The sequence below is a fragment of the Brucella pseudogrignonensis genome (assembly GCF_002252525.1).
Lineage (GTDB): Bacteria > Pseudomonadota > Alphaproteobacteria > Rhizobiales > Rhizobiaceae > Brucella > Brucella pseudogrignonensis.
Genome location: NZ_NNRM01000048.1, coordinates 94,484 through 113,664 on the forward strand (window position 1 = coordinate 94,484; position 19,181 = coordinate 113,664).

Sequence of the window (19,181 nt, forward strand, 5' to 3'; positions counted from 1 at the left end):
CAAATGCCTTTGCGGCAACACCGCCCGTATAGCTTGCGCTCTTTCTTTATCCGCGCTTTTGGTTCTGCACGATACCGTAAATATTCGTAGAGCGCGTGCCTGAACGGCAATAGCCCAGAATTGGGCCTTCGGCTTCGGCAAGTGCCGAGGCCATTTCATCGACATTCTCCTGCGTCAGTTGTCCACCAATGACCGGGATGTAATAGGTCTTGATGCCAGCCTTTTCCGCTACCTTCGCGACTTCCGCAAAAGTTGGCTGGTCCGGTCCTTCTTCGCCATCTGGACGATTGCAGATGATCGTCTGAAAGCCTTCAGCCGCAATATCGCGCACGTCATCCGGCGAAATTTGTCCGGTGACTGAGTAATTGTCGTCGATCTGGCGAATATCCATCGTTTTGCACCTAAAAGATTAGCTGTCGGAAGCGGGAGCTCACGTCTTGTTCAGACGTTTTGAGGCCTGCAGGTATAGCTTGTTCGCAATGCTTGCCGCAAGGGCATGATGCCGCCGCTTGGAGTATAAGTGCCATCGGAATGAAACGAGGATCGATAAGATTCCGCTTGAAATGAAAGAGAGCAGATCGGCCCTCTGAATAAGAAAATTATCCAATATTTGAGCTCATTTGCTCCGGTAAGATTAGCTTGTCTGTCGCTTCAAAGACATTGAGTAGCTGACGGTAAATGATAAGACAGGTCGGAAGTCTTAACGACCATTGACGGAATGATATGAGGATACCGAAGATCAGCCAGAATCTGCCGCGTCTTGCGCGTCGCGAGGCAGGCTTTCATGAAAGCTCCCGCGAGGTGCCGGAAGAGGTGCCGGTTGCCATGAGCTACAATGGCACAACCCATGCCGTCATGATGGCAACGCCTGCCAATCTGGAAGACTTTGCGGTCGGTTTCAGCCTGACGGAAGGTATCATATCCAACATTTCCGAAATCGAAGATTTGAGCATTGAGGTCTTTGAAAAAGGTATCGATGTTCAGATGCGACTGGCTGTACAGCCGGGCGATGCGCTTGCCGCGCGGCGCAGGTTTATGGCCGGACCTGTTGGCTGTGGCTTGTGCGGGATCGATTCCATTGATCAGGCTCTGCGACCATTATCGGCATTGTCTGCCGACAGTTTACGGTTCAAATCTGGATCGATCATTGCCGCTATGGGCGCTTTAGGTGGTTCGCAGACTTTGAATGCAGAAACGCGCGCGGTGCATGGTGCGGGTTTCTATATTCCGGGTGAGGGGCTGTTTGCCGTTCGCGAGGATGTCGGACGACACAATGCTTTAGATAAGCTCATTGGCGCAATGGCGCGTGCTGACCGGCCTGCGGAGCAGGGTTTGGTAGCGATTACCAGCCGCGTATCTGTCGAAATGGTGCAAAAAGCCGTCATTCTTGGCGTGCCATTATTGGCCGCAATTTCGGCACCGACCGCATTGGCAATCCGCACCGCAGATGAAGCCAATCTAACGCTTGTAGCGCTTGTTCGGGGCGACGACTTCGATGTCTATTCGCATCCCGAGCGCATCATAAGCGAGTAGCCGACCTCGAAAATGCAAGGTCGGCTATGTCGTTTAGACGTTGGCTTACACCAGAGCTGCGATACGTGCGCGTTCGCTGACGATCTGTAGCGCTGCATGTGCAGCTTCCACGCCCTTCTTCTTGAAATGGTTGAAGAAGAACTCGTGATGTTCCTTGCTGTCGTGGTAATGATGCGGGGTGAGCGAAACGCTGAGAACCGGAACTTCGGTCTCCAGCTGCACCTGCATCATGCCGTTGATGACGGCAGTAGCCACAAAATCATGACGATAAATTCCGCCATCAATAACGAATGCAGCACCAACGATTGCCGCATAGCGACCGGTCTTGGCGAGCGTTTTGGCATGAAGTGGAATTTCATAAGCGCCGGGAACATCGAAGACTTCAACTTCGACATTGGTGCCGGTCTTGGATTCCAGTTCAGCAATGAAGCTCTTGCGCGCTTCGTCGACGATGTCGGCGTGCCAGCGAGCCTGAATGAAGGCGATTTTGAAAGATGTCTTGTTCGGATAGCTCTGGTTCATAGGTTCCTCACGAAACTAGAATCAGGGCGCACAAAGGAACGCAAGCCCGCGCAATAGCCGGGTTTAACGCTCTTTCGCTCTCTTCCATCCGGACTTTAACCGTCGGCTCCGGCATCTCACCGGATCTGCTGACCCTGAAACTACACCCCAAAAGGCGTTTGCTACAGGCGCTCGCGGGCTCGAAGATCGCTCTTCATACCGCCGGTGGGGAGTTTCACCCCGCCCCGAGAACAAACCCGCACACCATTGTGCGAGCAGCCGGAAATTATGCATTTCAGAGCGCAATGTCCAGTACACTCACGGGAAATTTATACTGATACCAGCGTCGCTTGACGGCAATTTTTGGCTCATTCTCATAAGGTGTTGAAAGCTTGTCGCCAGAAATATTTTAATCGAACTAAGTCACTATTATTGCTTCATTATTTAGATGAAAATTTCAGCTTCAGGTTTCAATGAACGCGTTATTTCGCTCTTCGCTGTTCAAACCATATTGACACACATCCGGTATCTGAGCCTATGTTAAGGGCACATCTTGTCTTGGGCGAAGGCTTTCATCCAAAAAAGACAACGTTGTCAATCGCAGGAGGAGCTGCGAGAAACATAGTGGGATGGAGGTCTCAAAGCAGATTGAATGCTCTTCTGGATGTGCGGGTCTGAGGCTCGCATAACGTCCGACGAAATTTTGTTTTGTAGAGTTCTACGGGAGGTAGACATATGCATAAATTTTTCAGAATGGCCGCAATGGGCACAGCTGCCTGTGCAATGCTTGCAGCAATGGCGCCTGTTACAGCCAGCGCTCAGGACAAGCAGAACGTTGAAGTTCTGCATTGGTGGACAGCCGGTGGTGAAGCTGCGGCTCTTGATGTTCTGAAGAAAGATCTTGAAGGCAAGGGTATCAGCTGGACAGATATGCCAGTTGCAGGTGGTGGCGGTACGGAAGCCATGACCGTTCTGCGCGCACGCGTTACTGCAGGCAATGCGCCAACCGCTGTGCAGATGCTCGGCTTCGACATTCGCGATTGGGCAGAGCAGGGCGCTCTGGGCAATCTCGACGAGATTGCTGGCAAGGAAGGCTGGGACAAGGTTATTCCGGCACCTTTGCAGGAATTCGCCAAGTATGATGGCCACTGGATTGCAGCACCCGTCAACGTTCACTCCACCAACTGGATGTGGATCAACAAGGCTGCTCTCGACAAGGCTGGCGGCAAAGAGCCAACCAACTGGGATGAACTCGTAGCTCTTCTCGACAAGTTCAAGGAACAGGGCATCACCCCGATTGCTCACGGCGGTCAGCCATGGCAGGACGCGACGATTTTCGACGCTGTTGTGCTTTCTTTTGGTCCTGACTTCTACAAAAAGGCTTTCGTTGATCTCGATCCAGAAGCTCTGGGCAGCGATACGATGAAGCAGGCGTTCGACCGCATGACCAAGCTGCGTTCCTATGTGGATGACAACTTCTCCGGTCGTGACTGGAACCTTGCTTCGGCCATGGTGATCGAAGGTAAGGCTGGTGTTCAGTTCATGGGTGACTGGGCGAAGGGCGAGTTCGTCAAGGCTGGCAAGAAGCCAGGTGAAGACTTTGTGTGCATGCGTTACCCTGAAACGCAGGGCTCTGTAACCTTCAACTCTGACATGTTCGCAATGTTCAAGGTTGCTGAAGACAAGGTGCCAGCACAGCTCGAAATGGCTTCGGCTATTGAAAGCCCGGCATTCCAGTCGGCCTTTAACGTCGTCAAGGGTTCGGCTCCTGCACGTACTGACGTGCCTGATACCGATTTCGACGCTTGCGGCAAGAAGGCCATCGCTGACGTGAAGGAAGCTGCAGGGAAGGGCACAATGCTCGGCTCGATGGCTCACGGCTATGCAAACCCGGCTTCCGTCAAGAACGCGATCTATGACGTTGTGACCCGCCAGTTCAACGGCCAGCTGTCTTCTGAAGACGCTGTCAAGGAACTGGTCTCCGCTGTCGAAGGCGCGAAGTAAGCAAAAGTGAGCGCCCGGCACTTCCGGGCGCTCTCCTTTCAAGCATGACAATTCATTGAACGATCGGCGGATTTTTCGCCTGAACAAATTCATTGCAGTGAACGGCAGACAATAATGCCGTTGAAACAATAGCCCGCATCAAGAGCGCCGCGATTGAACGGCACCGGGTGCGCAGCGCAGAAATGGGTGGCGCAAATATGCAGCGTAACAGACGACTACAGGAACTGGTGCCCAAGCTGGTATTGGCGCCGAGCTTTCTCATCGTCCTCGTCTTTGTCTATGGATTCATCATTTACACAGGCGTTCTTTCCGTCACCAACAGCCGAATGCTGCCTTCCTATGGCTTTGTCGGTCTGTCGAATTACGAAAAATTATGGGCCTTGCCGCATTGGTGGCGTGCTGTCACCAATCTCGCGATCTTCGCGTCGCTCTACATCATCATTTGTTCAGTTATAGGCCTGTTTCTGGCTATTCTGCTCGATCAGAAAATCCGTGGCGAAGGCTTCCTGCGCCCGATTTATCTCTATCCGATGGCGCTTTCATTCATCGTGACGGGCACGGCATGGAAATGGTTCCTCGATCCGGGCATCGGTCTTGAGCACACGATGCGGCTATGGGGCTGGGAAGGCTTCACCTTCAACTGGATCAAAAGCAACACGATGGCGATCTATTGCCTTGTGATTGCGGCTGTCTGGCAGTCGTCGGGCTTTGTCATGGCGATGTTCCTGGCAGGTCTGCGCGGCGTCGATAATGAAATCATCAAGGCTGCTCAAATTGACGGTGCTTCGACCAGCACGATCTACCGCCGCATTATCATCCCATTGATGCGTCCGGTATTCTTGTCGGCTTTCGTGGTGCTCGCCCATCTTGCAATCAAGGCTTATGATCTTGTGATTGCGCTAACCGGCGGTGGGCCGGGGCAAGCGACCGAGTTGCCTGCGACATTCATGTATTCCTACACATTTACGCGAAATCAGATGGGTATTGGTGCCTCGTCGGCAATCATCATGCTGGTGATGATCTTCTCCATCATCATTCCGTATCTCTATTCTGAAATTCGTGGAGGGTCGCGCTCATGAGTGCTCAGACCCAGGAAAATGCGATCAACAGCGGCAAACTCACGCGCGCCCTGATCTATTCCGCGCTGCTGCTGTTTGCGATCTACTACCTGTTGCCGCTCTATGTGATGCTGGTGAACTCGTTCAAGCCGCTGGATGAAATCCGTCAGGGCGGTATGCTAGGTCTGCCGCAGCAATGGACGATTGAGCCATGGCTTTCAGCCTGGTCAACCGCACAGATTGGTGTGCAGCCAACGGGCCTCAAGCCATTCTTCATCAACTCGATCCTGATGGTCGTGCCTGCGGTTGCGATTTCAACAATTGTCGGCGCTTTGAACGGTTACGTGCTGACGAAATGGCGTTTCCGTGGCTCTAACATCTTCTTCGGTTTGCTGTTGCTTTCATGCTTCATCCCGTTTCAGATTGTGCTGATCCCGATGGCGCGTGTGCTCGGTATGCTCGGCATTGCTGGCACGATTTGGGGTCTGATCCTCGTTCATGTGGTCTATGGTATCGGCTTTACGACGCTTTACTTCCGCAACTATTACGAGGCGTTCCCGACTGAACTGGTGCGCGCAGCGCAGATCGATGGTGCGAGCTTCTTCCAGATTTTCTGGCGCATTCTCCTGCCGTCGTCAGGCCCGATCATCGTTGTGTCGGTCATCTGGCAGTTCACCAATATCTGGAACGACTTCCTGTTCGGTGCTTCCTTCTCTGGTGCAAATTCAACGCCGATGACGGTGGCATTGAACAACCTCGTTTCCTCCTCCACAGGCGTCAAGGAATATAACGTCCATTTCGCAGCTGCTATTCTGGCCGCTCTGCCGACGCTGATCGTTTACATCGTTTCCGGGCGCTACTTCGTGCGCGGCCTGATGTCCGGTGCCGTTAAGGGATAAGTCTCATATGTCATTTCTGAAAATAACCGATCTCTACAAATCCTACGGCAATGTTTCGGTCTTGAAGGACATCAATATCGAAATTGAAGAAGGCGGCTTTCTGGTTCTCGTCGGCCCTTCAGGGTGCGGCAAGTCTACGTTGCTCAACACGATTGCCGGTCTTGAGCCAATTACGTCGGGCGATATTTCGATCAATGGCCGCTCGGTATCGGGCCTGCATCCTTCGCAGCGCGATATCGCGATGGTGTTTCAGTCCTATGCGCTTTATCCAAACATGACAGTGGGCGGCAATATCGCCTTCGGCATGGAAATTCGTAAAGTTCCAAAGCCTGAGCGTGACAAGGCTATTCAGGAAGTTGCTGATATTCTGCAGATCGGTCATCTCCTCGACCGTAAGCCAAGCCAGCTTTCCGGCGGCCAGCGTCAGCGCGTTGCGATGGGGCGCGCGCTTGTTCGCAATCCGCAGGTCTTCCTGTTCGACGAACCATTGTCCAATCTGGACGCCAAGCTGCGCGTGGATATGCGTACCGAGATCAAGCGTCTGCATCACCGCATGAAGACGACAATCGTTTATGTGACGCATGACCAGATCGAGGCCATGACGCTTGCAACCAAGATTGCAGTCCTCAAAGACGGCATTTTGCAGCAATTCGGTACGCCTGCTGAAATCTACAACAATCCGGCCAATATGTTCGTTGCAGACTTCATGGGCTCTCCTGCGATGAACCTGCTCAAAGCGAATGTCGAAAAGAATGGCTCGGAGTTTGCGATTACGCTCACACAGGGCGAAGGCGAGGCTCTGAAGCTGCCGCTGAAGGTTTCCCCCGAGACCCTAGGCGATTTTGTAGGGCAGGAAGTGATCTTCGGCATCCGCCCGGAAGCGCTGACAGATCCTGATGGTGCGGATCGCAATGCAAGCTCGGTCGTGGAAGGCGATTGCCTTATTGATGTGGTTGAACCGGCTGGTTCCGACACTTTTGCGGTGACGCGGATTGGTGGAAAACAAGTTGTGGCGCGCCTTCGTGCAGATGCACGCATTTCGGCAGGCCAGCGTTCACGCCTGGCTTTCAATCTCGACAAGGCCGTATTCTTTGATCCGAAAACGCAGGCGCGTATTCTTTAGAGTGGTTCCAGCTAATACTGAATCATTGGAAATGCTCTATCTATTTGTTTTACGCGCATCTTATTCCGAAAACCGCTTCGCACTTTTCTGGATGCGCTTTAAGCCGAGTAGATAGTTAGCAATCTATTGGAATTGCCTCGAATTATTATAGGTTTACTTTCCAGCGCATGTTTTTTGAATCAAAGGTCAAAATATGCGCTGGAAGTCGAGCTTGCTTGTCATGGCATTAATCGTTGTCGGAAGTGGCGTCGGTCATGCTGAAGGCATGAACCCGTTCGATGAATTGAAAAACAACCTATTCGCAGGAAAAAGAACAACGTCTGTCTTGCAATTGGGAAAATGCGAACAGACTTCAGGCGAGACGCTTAAATCCAAGAACATCGCCGGTGGTTTTGTCATTGATGCATTCATGAGCTTGCCTGAACCTCAGCAGGCGATTGTTTATTCCAACACACATCAAACCGTCGCCATGGACGGGAAGCCGATTTTCGAATTTATTCGTTATCGAGTGCTGCCGGATAAAACGGCTACTGTTTCGATGAAGACCTTCTCAGCCAAAACGCATGAAGAAATCGGCAAGGGTAAAGCGTTCAAGTGCGGACTGGGCGAGGGACTGAGTTTTGCTTATCAGCCAAGCAATTAGCGTTGGTAAAAGATCGGACTTCTATCATCGAGGCTCAAATGAAAAGGGTGCTCCCAAATTCGGGAACACCCTTTTTCATGCTTGCCTGGAGGGCAAAATTCTTTATTGCGGATGCCGCGCCTAGCGCAGGAAGTCCAGCCCAAGAAGACCAATTGCCAGTGCAGTGTTCAGTGAAATGATCATCATTCCATAAACGAGCGCTGTTCTAGTAATGTCATTCATTTTCTACCTCCTTGAACCACGACGCCTCCACATCGGATTCTAAAGCTCGAGAACTGTAACGAAATGTAACAGCCTGTTACGGGTAGCGCAACCCATTTTACATAAATGTGAACGAATGTAACGCTGCGTGAGAAGTCATGAGATGGGTCGGCACATCTCAAATCTCAAGACAGTCACCGTAATGTGACGGCGAATTAACTGGAAAAATTCAGACGGACGCTACATAAAGCGGGAGATATAATCGACTGGCAAAGTCGTGTTTAATTCTCTGCTTTTATTCGGATTTTCACTGTGAACCGGATCGTTCCTCTTGTGCTGGCAATTGCTCTTTTCATGGAGCAGATGGACTCGAATGTTATTTCAACATCGCTTCCTGCTATCGCCGCTGATATCGGCACCAGCCCTATCGCATTAAAGCTGGCGCTAACCGCCTATCTCGTGGCGCTTGCGGTTTTTATTCCCGTCAGCGGCTGGATGGCAGACCGATTCGGGGCGAAGAATGTTTTCCGTGCAGCGATTGCGGTTTTCGTTGTCGGTTCGGTCGCCTGTGCTGCATCGAATTCACTAGCAGCCTTTGTTGTCTCGCGTTTTCTGCAGGGCATGGGCGGCGCGATGATGACGCCAGTCGGACGACTTGTGCTTATTCGTTCAACGCCCAGAAGTGAACTTGTGTCGGCCATGGCCTGGCTGACGATCCCCGCAATGGTTGGCCCTTTGGTCGGGCCACCAGTGGGCGGCTTCATCACGACTTTTTTCTCGTGGCACTGGATATTCCTCATCAATGTTCCGATTGGTTTAATCGGCATCTGGTTTGCAACGCGCTTTCTGCCGGATAATGACGAGAGGATCGTCAAGCCGCTTGATTGGCCGGGTTTCTTTTTGTCGGGCATTGCCATGTCGGGTGTGGTGTTTGGACTGTCAGTTGTCAGTCTTCCCGCACTTCCGCCCGTCATCGGGCTCGTCACTGTCACAGTCGGCCTTATCTGCTCGGCGCTTTATATATTCCACGCACGGCGAACGATTGATCCGCTGCTGAACCTGAAACTCTTTGACAATCAGGTTTTCCGCTCGGCTGTTTTTGGCGGTAGCGTGTTTCGGCTTGGGATTGGCGCCATCCCGTTTTTGTTGCCGCTCATGTTCCAGCTTGGCTTCGGTATGACGCCGTTCCAATCAGGTATGATGACATTTGTCTCGGCAATCGGTGCCATCAGCATGAAGTTTGGAGCGAAGCGAGTATTCAATCTTTTCGGTTTCCGGCGCACGCTTATGTATGGCTCGCTGATTTCTGCCGGATTTATTGCAGCAAATGGCTTGTTCTTCCCTGAAACGCCTTATGGTGTCATTGTCGGCTTCCTGCTGATCGGTGGTTTTTTCCGCTCGATGTTCTTTACGGGCGTCAATGCTCTAGCTTTTGCTGAAATCCCCGATGACAAAACCAGTCAGGCAACGCCGATCACAGCGGTTGCGCAGCAAGTTTCGATTGCGCTCGGTGTCGCCATGGCAGGTGGAATTCTGGAAATCAGTACTGGCCTTCGCGCAGCCCCGTTGCAGCTCACAGATTTTCATGTTGGCTTCTTCGTTGTTGCAGCGGTGTCTGCGACTGCGTTCTTCTGGTTCGCAAAGCTTGCACCAGATGCCGGGCATGAACTTTCAGGTCCGAAAATCACCAAATCAAAGAGCAAAGAACGGACTGCACTCGAAGCTGCAGATTCAGCAAACGGCAAATAAAAAAGGCGGCTTTGATGCCGCCTTTTCTCATTCTGATATAGCCCGATAACTAGCCTTTAAAATCGCGAGCGAGCAGATAAAGCTCGACAGATTCTGCGCGCGATGCGGGTGGCTTGATGTGATGCACTGAGCGAAACTTCTGTTTCAGCATAGCAAGCAGATCGTTTTCTGTGCCGCCCTGGAATGTCTTGGTCAGGAAGTGGCCGCCGGGCTTGAGCACGGAAACAGCAAAATCAGCCGCGACTTCACAAAGATGCACGGTGCGCAAATGATCTGTGCGGCGATGACCTGTCGTCGGTGCAGCCATGTCAGAGATCACGAGATCTGGCTTATCGCCAAGTGCTTCCATGAGCTTTTCAGGTGCCGATTCATCGAGAAAGTCCATCTCCAGCAGAATGACACCTGCCAGCGGATCAACATGCAGATAGTCGATGCCGACAACCTGCGGGTTCTCATCTGTTGAGCCGACGATCTTGGCCGCGATCTGCGACCAGCCGCCCGGAGCTGCGCCAAGATCGATAATACGTTGGCCTTTCTTCAGCAGATTATAGCGGTCGTTGATTTCGATCAGCTTATAGGCCGCGCGCGAGCGATAGCCATCCTGCTTTGATTTGTGAACGTAAGGATCGTTCAGATGGCGTTCCAGCCAACGACGCGAGGACTCCTTGATTGTTCCGGCTTTCTTCTTCACTCGAACGCGAAGATTGCTTGTGCCCGCGCCGCCGCGTCCGCCGGTTTTCGTGCCGCCTTTGTTTCCGCCTGCTTTGCTCATCTTCAATGCCTGTTTCTTACGTCGGTTTTACTGCCAGTCTTGGCAGTATGGGCGCGGTTATGGCGCCAGGCACCGTCACGCGACATGAGTTCCGTTAAAATGCCTTCGCGCAAACCGCGATCGGCAACCAGTAGTTTTTCACTCGGCCATACATTGCGTATGGCGTCAAGAATGGCACAGCCTGCCAAAACAAGATCAGCACGATCCGCGCCAATACAAGGATTAGCAACCCGCGCATCAAAATCCCACGACAGCAGACGTTGCGTCATCTGTGTCACGTCATCCGAGCCCATCCACATACCATCGACGCGGCGGCGATCATAGCGCTCAAGTCCAAGATGGATGCCGGCGAGTGTCGTCACCGTGCCGGATGTTCCAAGAAGGTGAAAGCGCGATCCGACCGTAAGCTTGCCAAGACAATGACGCTCGGCAAAACCTGAAAGCAAATCAGTGACATGGTCAACCATGGCGCCAAAGCTTTCCGGCGTAACATTTCGACCACCGAAACGTTCCGCCAGCGTGACGACGCCGACGGGCAGGGAGGTCCATGCGGTAATGTGCTCTGCAAGACGTGGAGAACGACGCTGAGAAACGTCGATGAGCGCGATCTCAGACGAACCACCACCAATGTCAAAGAGGACGACAGCGTCGGTCTCACGCGTTACCAGCGTGCCACAACCGGAAACCGCAAGTCGTGCTTCTGTCTGACGATCGACAATTTCAAGCTCTAGTCCCGTTTCTTCGCGGACGCGTGCCAGAAACTCTTCGCCATTTTCTGCTGCACGGCAGGCTTCAGTGGCGATCAGACGAGCACGTCTGATCTTGCGTGCGGCAAGCTTATCGTGACAAATCTTGAGCGCATCAATGGCACGCTGCATAGCGTGTTCGCTCAGACGCCCCGTCGAGCTGAGGCCTTCACCAAGACGAACGATACGGGAAAAAGCATCGACAACGCGAAACTGTCCCGGACGCGTTGGTGACGCAATCAACAGGCGACAATTATTGGTCCCGAGATCGAGGGCCGCATAAAGCGGAGCTTCCTGCCCACTGGTACGCGGCTGTTGCGATCCGGTATGATTACGCTTGGCCTGATGTGTCTGATTATTATCAGAGCGTGCAGGTGCGTTCTGTGTTTTTGCCGTGTTATCGGTGTGAAGCGGTGTACCGGTTTGCTGGCGGGCCTGCTTTTTCTTGCGAGCACGGCGACGACGATTCGATAGCTTCCCGGCAGGCTTGCCGTCTGAAGGCTTTTCGTTCGCGGAGGGTTCAGCAGAAACAGTTTTTTGCGCAGGGCCTTCTGCACCACGAGACAATTTCCCGCGATTACGCCTACGCGCACGCTTCCTCTGGCTTTGAGAGCCCTTGCTTTCAGTGTCTGAGCGCCCTGAATCGGAGGCTTGGATGGCCTTGCCGACTTCTGAAACAGCATTCTTGCGCGGTTTGCGCTTGCCGTTTTCGGACGGATTCCGGGTCTTTGAATTGCCCGCTAGTCCGCCGGACGCCCCTTGTTGCGCCATTCCTGCGGGGCGCTCCTCGGGGTTCTTCAAGGTTTTTATCCTTATGGCGCCGCGCGAGCCTAAAAGGACGCAATCAAGGCGCTTCAATTTTTACGTTGCCCCTAATGTAACAGCGCTTTGGGCATTTACCAAGGGGCAGGCCCGGAACAGCCGTTGGAAAATTGATAAAACACGAGTGATATTAGTAAGGAGATAAAAATTAGGGCTCTTGCAATATGCAAAAGCCCTTCATTGCAAACAGAAACGACCAGATGTCTCTATATGTCGTAGGTATGCGCTGCGTTGATCGTCGCAACAAACTGTCTTGTGCGATCGCGTGTGGGATTTGCGAAAACGTCGTGAGCGCTTCCTGTCTCGACGATGTTGCCTGATTCCAGGAATACGACATTCTGCGCGATCTTGGAGGCTAAGCGTAGATCGTGGGTCGCGATGACCATGGTCGTGCCTTCCTTCGCAAGCTTGCTCAAAACATCGACCACTTCGGACGCAAGTTCCGGATCAAGTGCTGAGGTCGGCTCGTCACAGAGAAGGACACGCGGCGACGGTGCGAGCGCGCGGGCGATAGCAATACGCTGCTGTTGTCCGCCCGATAGTGTCGAGGGCCATGCATCGGCTTTATGAGCCATGCCGACCTTTGTCAGAAGTTCCATCGCACGTTCCTGGGCCTTTGCCTTAGGCCATTTCAGAACAGTAACCAGACCTTCCATCACGTTCTGAATGGCTGTCTGATGCGGAAAAAGCTGGAAGTTCTGAAACACCATGCCTGTTTGGCGGCGGATCGACTGAACTGATTGCCAGCTTGGCTTGCGATCAGGGTCGAGCGTAATGCTCTGGCCGCCCAAAACCAGCGTTCCCGAGGTTGGAATCTCAAGCAGATTGATGCAGCGCAGCAGCGTGCTTTTGCCGCCGCCCGATGGGCCGACAAGTGCTGTGACGGTGCCTTCGGCGATCTTCACATTGATATCATTGAGGATAACAACATTGTCGAAGCTTTTGACGATGTGCTGTAGCTCGATCATGCGTTTGTCTCCAGAGTTCCGCCATAGCGACCGAAGCGCTTTTCAAGCCTAGCCTGAAGATTGGACAGGATCGTGCTGAGCACCAGATAAATCAGTGCTGCTTCAATGTAGAGAATGAGCGGTTCATATGTCGTCGCAACAATGCGCTGCGCCGACTGGAATAGTTCGGGCACGGTGATGGCTGCTGCAAGTGAAGTATCTTTCACCAACGAAATGAAGGTGTTGGAAAGCGGCGGGACGGCTGTGCGGGTGGCTTGTGGCAAGATCGTGCGTGTGAGCGCCTGACGCCAGCTCATCCCGATGGAATAGGCTGCCTCCCACTGGCCTTTTGGCACGGAGGAGATGACCGCGCGGATGACTTCGGAGCTATAAGCGCCCACATTCAACGAGAAGCCAATGACTGCAGCAGTGAAGGCGTCAAGATAAATGCCTGCACTTGGCAGGCCGTAGAAAATCACGAACAGCTGTACCAGTAGAGGCGTGCCGCGGAAAATCCAGACATAAAAGCGAGCAATGGCCGAAACCCAGACTGGTGCAAACAAACGCACAAGTGCGGTCAGCAATCCAAGCGAAAGTCCGAAGATGAAGGATAGAATTGTCAGAGGAATGGTGAACAGCAGTCCAGCCCAAAGTAGGGTGGGCAGGGAATCCGCCATGAGTTGAAACCAATCGGGCACTTGTTCGGTCCTTAGATGGAAGATTCCTGAAATAGACGTTTGCTACATTTCTATATAGCCACAACGAAAGGAAGCCGGAAACATGTTCCGGCTTCCTAAATTACACTTATCCGAAACTTACTTGGATACGTCCTGACCGAAGTACTTCTGAGAAATCTTGTCGTAAGTGCCGTCGGCCTTGATTTCGTCGAGCGCCTTGTTGATTGCGGCGACGAGATCGTCATCGCCCTTGCGCACGATGATGCCCGAAGCGTCTGCATTTTCCTTTTCAGCTACGACCTTTACAGGTGCATTTGGCTGATGCTTCTTGAAGTCGAGGAAGGAAAGGCTGTCGTTGAGCGTGGCGTCTGCGCGACCCGTCAAAACCAGCTGGATCGACTGATCAAAGCCATCCGTGGCGACCAATTCAGCACCGGCTTCCTTGGCAATACGACCGTAATTGCTGGTCAGCGACTGTGCGGACTTCTTGTCCTTCAGGTCAGCGAAATCCTTGATCGTATCATTCTTGTCATTGACGATAAGAACGACCTTGGAAACGATGTAAGGGTTAGAGAAGTTGAACTTTTTCTGGCGTTCTTCGGTGATGCCAACCTGATTGATAACGGCGTCATAACGCTTGACGTCGAGACCGGCGATCAGGCCGTCCCACTTGCCTTCAACGAATTCAGGCTTCACGCCAAGCTTCTGGGCAACCGCTTCGCCGATTTCCACGTCAAAACCGACAAGCTTGTTGTCCTTATCGTGGAAGGTGAACGGTGCATAGGTGCCTTCCGTGCCAATCTTCAACACGCCTGCTGACTTGATGGCATCGAGGTTTTCGCCCGCCATTGCGGTCGAGAAGAGAGCTACGTTGAGAACACCGACCGTTGCGAGGATTTTTGCGAACTTCATTTGTAAGGTCACCTGTAAAAATATTCGATGAGACGTAAAATACAGGAATTTAATTCTAACGTAGCGTCTAAAATCGCAGTCTTTGCCCGACTTGGAGAAATTATTTCTATTTTCTTATCAAGTACAGCAATCTGAATCCGTATATAGCGGTTTGGCAATTTCTGGTTCTAAACATCAATAAAAACGCCGCCTCGCGGCGGCGTTTTTAACTCGTATGTTTTGCTATTAAGCTTTACCGAAGCCACCGCCTGTTGGCGTTATGACGGTGAAAGCTTCTCCTGCTTCAAGTACGGTCTGATCGCAGTTGCCCAGCACTTCAATCGTACCATCCTTGCGACGAACTTCGTTGCGTCCGGTCTGACCGGCTTCACCACCTTCCAGACCGAAAGGAGCCACACGGCGATGGCCTGAAAGGATCGCGAAGTCGAGCGTCTTCAACGCACGGATCGTGCGCTTCGTGCCGTCGCCTGCGTGCCATTTGCCTTTGCCGCCTGATCCTTCACGTACATGGAAATCTTCAAGAAGCACGGGGAAACGTGTTTCCAGAATTTCCGGATCGGTAAGGCGGGAATTGGTCATATGCGTATGGACCGCATCGGCACCATTGAAGCCAGGTCCGGCTGGTGCGCCGGAGCAGATGGTTTCGTAATACTGATATTCGTCATTGCCGAATGTCAGGTTGTTCATGGTGCCTTGTGCTGCTGCCATGGCTTTGGTCGCGCCAAACAGACAGTTGGTGACGGCCTGACTAACCTCCACATTGCCTGCAACAACAGCTGCCGGGAAGCGTGGCGAAAGCATCGATCCCTGTGGAACAATGATCTTGATCGGACGCAAGCAGCCCGCGTTCATCGGAATGTCGCCTTCAACGAGCACGCGGAACACGTAAAGCACGGCAGCGCGTGTTACTGGTTCTGGCGCGTTGAAGTTGTCTGGACGCTGTTCAGATGTGCCGGTGAAGTCAACTGTCGCCTCGCGCTTATCACGGTCGATAGTGACGCGAACTTCGATCTGGCAGCCCTGATCCATCTCGTAGGTGAAATGCCCATCAGGCAATTTGTCGAGCACGCGGCGCACGCTTTCAGCTGCATTGTCCTGAACGTGTCCCATATAGGCCTTCACTACGTCTTCACCGAAGAGACCAATGATCTTCTTCAGCTCAGCGACACCTTTTTCATTGGCGGCGATCTGAGCTTTAAGATCATTGACGTTCTGCGTGAGATTACGCACCGGATAGGTTGCTCCGGTCAGGAGAGCTGAAAGGGCATCTTCACGGAAGGTGCCGCGATCAACGAGCTTGAAGTTGTCGATATAAACGCCTTCCTGCTCGATATTAACGGCCAGCGGCGACATCGAACCAGGGGCAATACCGCCGATATCGGCGTGGTGGCCACGGCTTGCAACCCAGAAGCGGATCTCGCGATTATCGTCATCGAAAACCGGGGTGCAAACTGTCAGGTCGGGCAGGTGAGTGCCACCATTGTAAGGCGCGTTGATCAGGAATACGTCGCCCGGCTTGATATCCTTGTTCTCACGGATTGCCGTTGCAACAGAAGCATCCATCGATCCCAGATGCACAGGCATATGCGGCGCATTGGCAACCAGATTACCCTCGGCGTCGAATACGGCGCAGGAGAAATCGAGACGTTCCTTGATATTGACAGAGTAGGCGGTGTTCTGGAGCGTCACACCCATCTGCTCTGCAATAGACATGAAGAGATTGTTGAAAATCTCAAGCATGACCGGATCGGCTTCAGTGCCGATCGCCGTGCGTAATGGCAAAGCCTTGATACGGGTAAGAACGATGTGATCGTGCTTGGTCAGGCGTGCCTGCCAGCCATCTTCGATAACGATCGTCTGGTTCTTTTCGATGATGATTGCTGGCCCGGTCACGGTCTGGCCGCGCTGAATGTGCTCGCGAATAACGACACCAGTATCGTGGAAATCACCTTGGGAGAAGAAACGTGCGCGCTTGGCTGTTTCGGCCTCAAGGTCGCTTTCAAGCGGCAGGCTGGTCTCGGTTTCGCCCGCACCGCCGCCGACTGCTTCGACTTCAACGGCATCGATTACCAGCGCCTTGTTTTCTGCGATGAAACCGAAGCGACGCTTGTGCGCGGTTTCGAATTCAGTGCGCAGACGATCGGCATCGTCCTCGGCAGGGAAGGTTGCTTCGATGGAAAGTACCGTGTCGGTGCCTGCGTAGCGGATATGCGCGCGAAGATGACGCTGAATTGTGGCTTGTTCGATGCCCTGTGTCGCAAGTTCTGCAACACATTCCAACGCAAGTTCTTCACCAAGCGCTTTCAGTGCTGCCGGAGCGGATGCATCGAGTGACACGCCGAGCGCTTTCTGTCGGGTGGCGCGAATATCGGCCAGGCCCATGCCATAAGCGGAGAGCAGGCCGGACATTGGATGAAGAAGAATGTTCTTCATTCCAAGTGCATCTGCGACGAGGCAGGCGTGCTGGCCACCAGCACCGCCAAAGCAGCTTAGCGCATAACGAGTGACGTCATAGCCACGCTGTACGGAGATCTTCTTGATCGCTTCGACCATATTCGCAACAGCAATGCGAATGAAACCATCAGCAACCGATTCTGGTGAGCGGCCGTCGCCAATTTCATCAGCAAGAGCTGTGAAAAGTGTGCGAACGCGTTCCACATCAAGCGGCTGGTTCTGTTCAGGGCCAAAGATAGCCGGAAAGTAATCCGGGATGAGTTTGCCGAGCATGACATTAGCGTCAGTAACAGCAAGCGGGCCACCATTTCGGTAACAGGCTGGGCCGGGATTGGCTCCTGCTGAATCCGGGCCGACGCGGAAGCGCCCGGCATCATAATGCAGGATCGAGCCGCCACCAGCAGCAACAGTGTGGATTAGCATCATCGGCGCGCGAACACGAACGCCTGCAACTTCCGTTTCGAAGGCGCGCTCGTATTCACCATCAAAATGGGCAACATCCGTCGATGTGCCGCCCATATCGAAACCGATGACTTGTCCAAAGCCCGCCGTCTCGCCAGTGCGTGCAAGACCAACAACACCACCCGCTGGGCCGGAAAGAATTGCGTCTTTACCCTGGAACAAGTCAGCTGCCGTAAGACCACCTGAAGACATCATGAACATGACGCGTGCGCCGGTGCGCTCAACGTCGAGTTCGTTGGAAACCTGTGCAACATAGCGACGAAGGACGGGTGACAGGTAGGCATCGACGACTGTTGTGTCGCCACGGCCCACCAACTTAATCAGCGGCGAGACTTCATGGCTTACAGAAACCTGCTCGAAACCGATCTCACGGGCAATGCGTGCTATTTCAGCTTCATGCGCCGGGAACTTATAGGCATGCATGAGGGCAATCGCGATAGACTTATAGCCCTGATCTTTCAACGAAAGGAGTGCCGCTTCTGCTTCAGCGCTATCAAGTGCCTGCTCGACAGTTCCATCGGCGTGGATACGCTCATTGAGTTCGGTTACGCTGTCATAAAGCGCTTCCGGCTTAATGATCTCCGTTGCAAAGATGTTTTTGCGTTCCTGATATCCGATGCGCAGAGCGTCGCGGAAGCCCTTGGTGGTGACAAGTGCCAGCCGCTCGCCCTTACGCTCGAGAAGCGCATTGGTAGCAACGGTCGTACCCATGCGCACTTCGCCGATCAACCCAGCCGGAACCGGCTCACCAGTCTTGAGGCCGAGATGCAAACGGATGCCGTGAACGGCTGCATCGCGATAGGCTGAAGGGTTTTCGGAGAGAACCTTGCGTGCATGCAGAATGCCTTCAGGATCGCGTCCAATGACGTCGGTAAATGTGCCGCCACGATCAATCCAGAAGTCCCACACGCCGCTTCCCGTTCCGCTCATTATTGGCTCCCTCATGCATGAAGACAGTGTATTTTGAAATCTTTTCAGAATTTCATACTTCCACTTTATTGACAAAATGTCGATAAGATGGTGACATAAAATTCACAAAAATAAGGGAGCAGCAATAATGGGGAATAAACGAGACTCGGAGTTAATGGCGGAAACGCCCATAGAGATGCGAGAACAGAGCTTCGATGAAGTTTCTCTTCCAAAGCATCTGCGCTCTGTTGCTTCTCTAGGGCCCATTGTTTCGTCTGCGCACCTTGCGGAAGGCGGTTCGCCTGGCATGTCAGAGGTCGAATACGGCCTCATTCTGGCTTCGCACGCATTCTCGCGCTGGATGGTTCGCTGCATGGCAGCAGCTGGTTTGCCGGGGCTTTCTCCAATTGAAGTTTTGATCCTGCATTCGATCCGCCATCGTGGACGTGAGAAGAAGCTGGCCGATATCTGTCTCGTGCTCGATATCGAAGACACACACATCGCAACCTATGCGATCCGCAAGCTTGAGAAAGCGGGGCTACTTACCACTGGTAAGGCATCCAAGGAAAAGACGGTCAAAATAACGGAGAAGGGCGCTGAAGCCTGTGCTCGCTATGCGCAGATTCGCGAACGCCTTCTGGTTGATTCCACTGCGAACGCACGGCCGTCTGAAGAAACCCTATCTGAAGTAGCGGCCTTATTGCGCTTCATGTCCGGTGCATTCAATCAGGCCACCCGGTCTGCCATCACGTTATAAGAGAGTTACAAG

General features: G+C 52.9%; 16 protein-coding genes and 1 riboswitch. Of the genes, 8 read left to right on the top strand and 8 right to left on the bottom strand.

Annotation, left to right across the window (positions count from 1 at the left end; all coding sequences use genetic code 11):
* Nucleotides 1-46: 46 nt before the first annotated feature.
* Nucleotides 47-391 (bottom strand): protein tyrosine phosphatase family protein, encoded by a 345-nt coding sequence (locus CEV34_RS23775; RefSeq protein WP_007879466.1) that lies wholly within the window; start codon nucleotides 389-391, stop codon nucleotides 47-49.
* A 332-nt stretch (nucleotides 392-723) separates the two neighbouring features.
* Here CEV34_RS23775 and fdhD point away from each other — a divergent pair, with 332 nt between their 5' ends.
* On the top strand, nucleotides 724-1,533 hold the full coding sequence (gene fdhD, locus CEV34_RS23780) for a formate dehydrogenase accessory sulfurtransferase FdhD (RefSeq protein ID WP_007879464.1): 810 nt from the start codon (nucleotides 724-726) through the stop codon (nucleotides 1,531-1,533).
* Nucleotides 1,534-1,578: 45 nt separating this feature from the next.
* Here the strand turns inward: fdhD and CEV34_RS23785 are convergent, their stop codons facing one another.
* Complete coding sequence (locus CEV34_RS23785; RefSeq protein WP_007879463.1) at nucleotides 1,579-2,055, bottom strand: 6,7-dimethyl-8-ribityllumazine synthase; 477 nt, start codon at nucleotides 2,053-2,055, stop codon at nucleotides 1,579-1,581.
* 72 nt (nucleotides 2,056-2,127) lie between these two features.
* Nucleotides 2,128-2,291: riboswitch (FMN riboswitch) on the bottom strand.
* A gap of 478 nt (nucleotides 2,292-2,769) precedes the next feature.
* On the opposite strand from CEV34_RS23785, the gene CEV34_RS23790 reads away from it, so the two are divergent.
* The 6 genes from CEV34_RS23790 (at nucleotide 2,770) to CEV34_RS23815 (ending at nucleotide 9,711) form a co-directional block, all read left to right on the top strand.
* Nucleotides 2,770-4,038, top strand: a complete 1,269-nt coding sequence (locus tag CEV34_RS23790; protein WP_007879461.1) for an ABC transporter substrate-binding protein — start codon at nucleotides 2,770-2,772, stop codon at nucleotides 4,036-4,038.
* Between the two features lie 197 nt (nucleotides 4,039-4,235).
* The gene (locus CEV34_RS23795; RefSeq protein WP_007879460.1) at nucleotides 4,236-5,117 is read left to right on the top strand and encodes a carbohydrate ABC transporter permease; all 882 of its coding nucleotides are present in this window, start codon (nucleotides 4,236-4,238) and stop codon (nucleotides 5,115-5,117) included.
* Nucleotides 5,114-5,995 (top strand): carbohydrate ABC transporter permease, encoded by an 882-nt coding sequence (locus CEV34_RS23800; RefSeq protein ID WP_064321805.1) that lies wholly within the window; start codon nucleotides 5,114-5,116, stop codon nucleotides 5,993-5,995. Before CEV34_RS23795 ends, CEV34_RS23800 begins: the two co-directional genes overlap by 4 nt.
* Before the next feature lie 7 nt (nucleotides 5,996-6,002).
* A complete protein-coding gene (locus CEV34_RS23805) occupies nucleotides 6,003-7,118 on the top strand; it encodes an ABC transporter ATP-binding protein (protein ID WP_007879454.1) in 1,116 nt (371 codons plus the stop codon).
* Nucleotides 7,119-7,311: 193 nt separating this feature from the next.
* Nucleotides 7,312-7,761: a VirK family protein gene (locus tag CEV34_RS23810; RefSeq protein ID WP_007879452.1), complete on the top strand. Its 450-nt coding sequence runs from the start codon at nucleotides 7,312-7,314 to the stop codon at nucleotides 7,759-7,761.
* 513 nt (nucleotides 7,762-8,274) lie between these two features.
* On the top strand, nucleotides 8,275-9,711 hold the full coding sequence (locus tag CEV34_RS23815) for an MFS transporter (RefSeq protein WP_007879443.1): 1,437 nt from the start codon (nucleotides 8,275-8,277) through the stop codon (nucleotides 9,709-9,711).
* 49 nt (nucleotides 9,712-9,760) lie between these two features.
* Here the strand turns inward: CEV34_RS23815 and CEV34_RS23820 are convergent, their stop codons facing one another.
* The 6 genes from CEV34_RS23820 to CEV34_RS23845 form a co-directional block, all read right to left on the bottom strand.
* Nucleotides 9,761-10,483, bottom strand: coding sequence for an RlmE family RNA methyltransferase (locus CEV34_RS23820; RefSeq protein WP_007879442.1), 723 nt, complete (start codon nucleotides 10,481-10,483; stop codon nucleotides 9,761-9,763).
* A gap of 2 nt (nucleotides 10,484-10,485) precedes the next feature.
* Entirely contained in the window at nucleotides 10,486-12,030 is a 1,545-nt protein-coding gene (locus CEV34_RS23825) for a Ppx/GppA phosphatase family protein (RefSeq protein WP_235819169.1), read from the bottom strand.
* Nucleotides 12,031-12,257: 227 nt separating this feature from the next.
* Nucleotides 12,258-13,019 carry an amino acid ABC transporter ATP-binding protein gene (locus tag CEV34_RS23830; protein ID WP_007879429.1) on the bottom strand — a complete coding sequence of 254 codons (762 nt, stop codon included), beginning with the start codon at nucleotides 13,017-13,019 and terminating at the stop codon, nucleotides 12,258-12,260.
* On the bottom strand, nucleotides 13,016-13,696 hold the full coding sequence (locus CEV34_RS23835; protein ID WP_007879428.1) for an amino acid ABC transporter permease: 681 nt from the start codon (nucleotides 13,694-13,696) through the stop codon (nucleotides 13,016-13,018). Before CEV34_RS23835 ends, CEV34_RS23830 begins: the two co-directional genes overlap by 4 nt.
* A gap of 117 nt (nucleotides 13,697-13,813) precedes the next feature.
* Entirely contained in the window at nucleotides 13,814-14,587 is a 774-nt protein-coding gene (locus CEV34_RS23840) for an amino acid ABC transporter substrate-binding protein (protein WP_007879427.1), read from the bottom strand.
* A 225-nt stretch (nucleotides 14,588-14,812) separates the two neighbouring features.
* The gene (locus CEV34_RS23845) at nucleotides 14,813-18,433 is read right to left on the bottom strand and encodes a hydantoinase B/oxoprolinase family protein (RefSeq protein ID WP_007879426.1); all 3,621 of its coding nucleotides are present in this window, start codon (nucleotides 18,431-18,433) and stop codon (nucleotides 14,813-14,815) included.
* Between the two features lie 127 nt (nucleotides 18,434-18,560).
* Between CEV34_RS23845 and CEV34_RS23850 the strand changes: the two genes are divergently transcribed.
* Nucleotides 18,561-19,169 (top strand): winged helix DNA-binding protein, encoded by a 609-nt coding sequence (locus CEV34_RS23850; protein WP_039860837.1) that lies wholly within the window; start codon nucleotides 18,561-18,563, stop codon nucleotides 19,167-19,169.
* The last annotated feature ends 12 nt before the right edge of the window (nucleotides 19,170-19,181 follow it).

Excerpts from the sequence above, each read along its gene's own strand:
- CEV34_RS23775 (WP_007879466.1), bottom strand. The coding sequence starts at position 391 with ATGGATATTCGCCAGATCGACGACAATTACTCAGTCACCGGACAAATT.
- CEV34_RS23830 (WP_007879429.1), bottom strand. The coding sequence starts at position 13,019 with ATGATCGAGCTACAGCACATCGTCAAAAGCTTCGACAATGTTGTTATC.
- CEV34_RS23795 (WP_007879460.1), top strand. The coding sequence starts at position 4,236 with ATGCAGCGTAACAGACGACTACAGGAACTGGTGCCCAAGCTGGTATTG.
- CEV34_RS23810 (WP_007879452.1), top strand. The coding sequence starts at position 7,312 with ATGCGCTGGAAGTCGAGCTTGCTTGTCATGGCATTAATCGTTGTCGGA.
- CEV34_RS23805 (WP_007879454.1), top strand. The coding sequence starts at position 6,003 with ATGTCATTTCTGAAAATAACCGATCTCTACAAATCCTACGGCAATGTT.
- fdhD (WP_007879464.1), top strand. The coding sequence starts at position 724 with ATGAGGATACCGAAGATCAGCCAGAATCTGCCGCGTCTTGCGCGTCGC.
- CEV34_RS23840 (WP_007879427.1), bottom strand. The coding sequence starts at position 14,587 with ATGAAGTTCGCAAAAATCCTCGCAACGGTCGGTGTTCTCAACGTAGCT.
- CEV34_RS23790 (WP_007879461.1), top strand. The coding sequence starts at position 2,770 with ATGCATAAATTTTTCAGAATGGCCGCAATGGGCACAGCTGCCTGTGCA.
- CEV34_RS23850 (WP_039860837.1), top strand. The coding sequence starts at position 18,561 with ATGGGGAATAAACGAGACTCGGAGTTAATGGCGGAAACGCCCATAGAG.
- CEV34_RS23845 (WP_007879426.1), bottom strand. The coding sequence starts at position 18,433 with ATGAGCGGAACGGGAAGCGGCGTGTGGGACTTCTGGATTGATCGTGGC.
- CEV34_RS23785 (WP_007879463.1), bottom strand. The coding sequence starts at position 2,055 with ATGAACCAGAGCTATCCGAACAAGACATCTTTCAAAATCGCCTTCATT.
- CEV34_RS23800 (WP_064321805.1), top strand. The coding sequence starts at position 5,114 with ATGAGTGCTCAGACCCAGGAAAATGCGATCAACAGCGGCAAACTCACG.
- CEV34_RS23820 (WP_007879442.1), bottom strand. The coding sequence starts at position 10,483 with ATGAGCAAAGCAGGCGGAAACAAAGGCGGCACGAAAACCGGCGGACGC.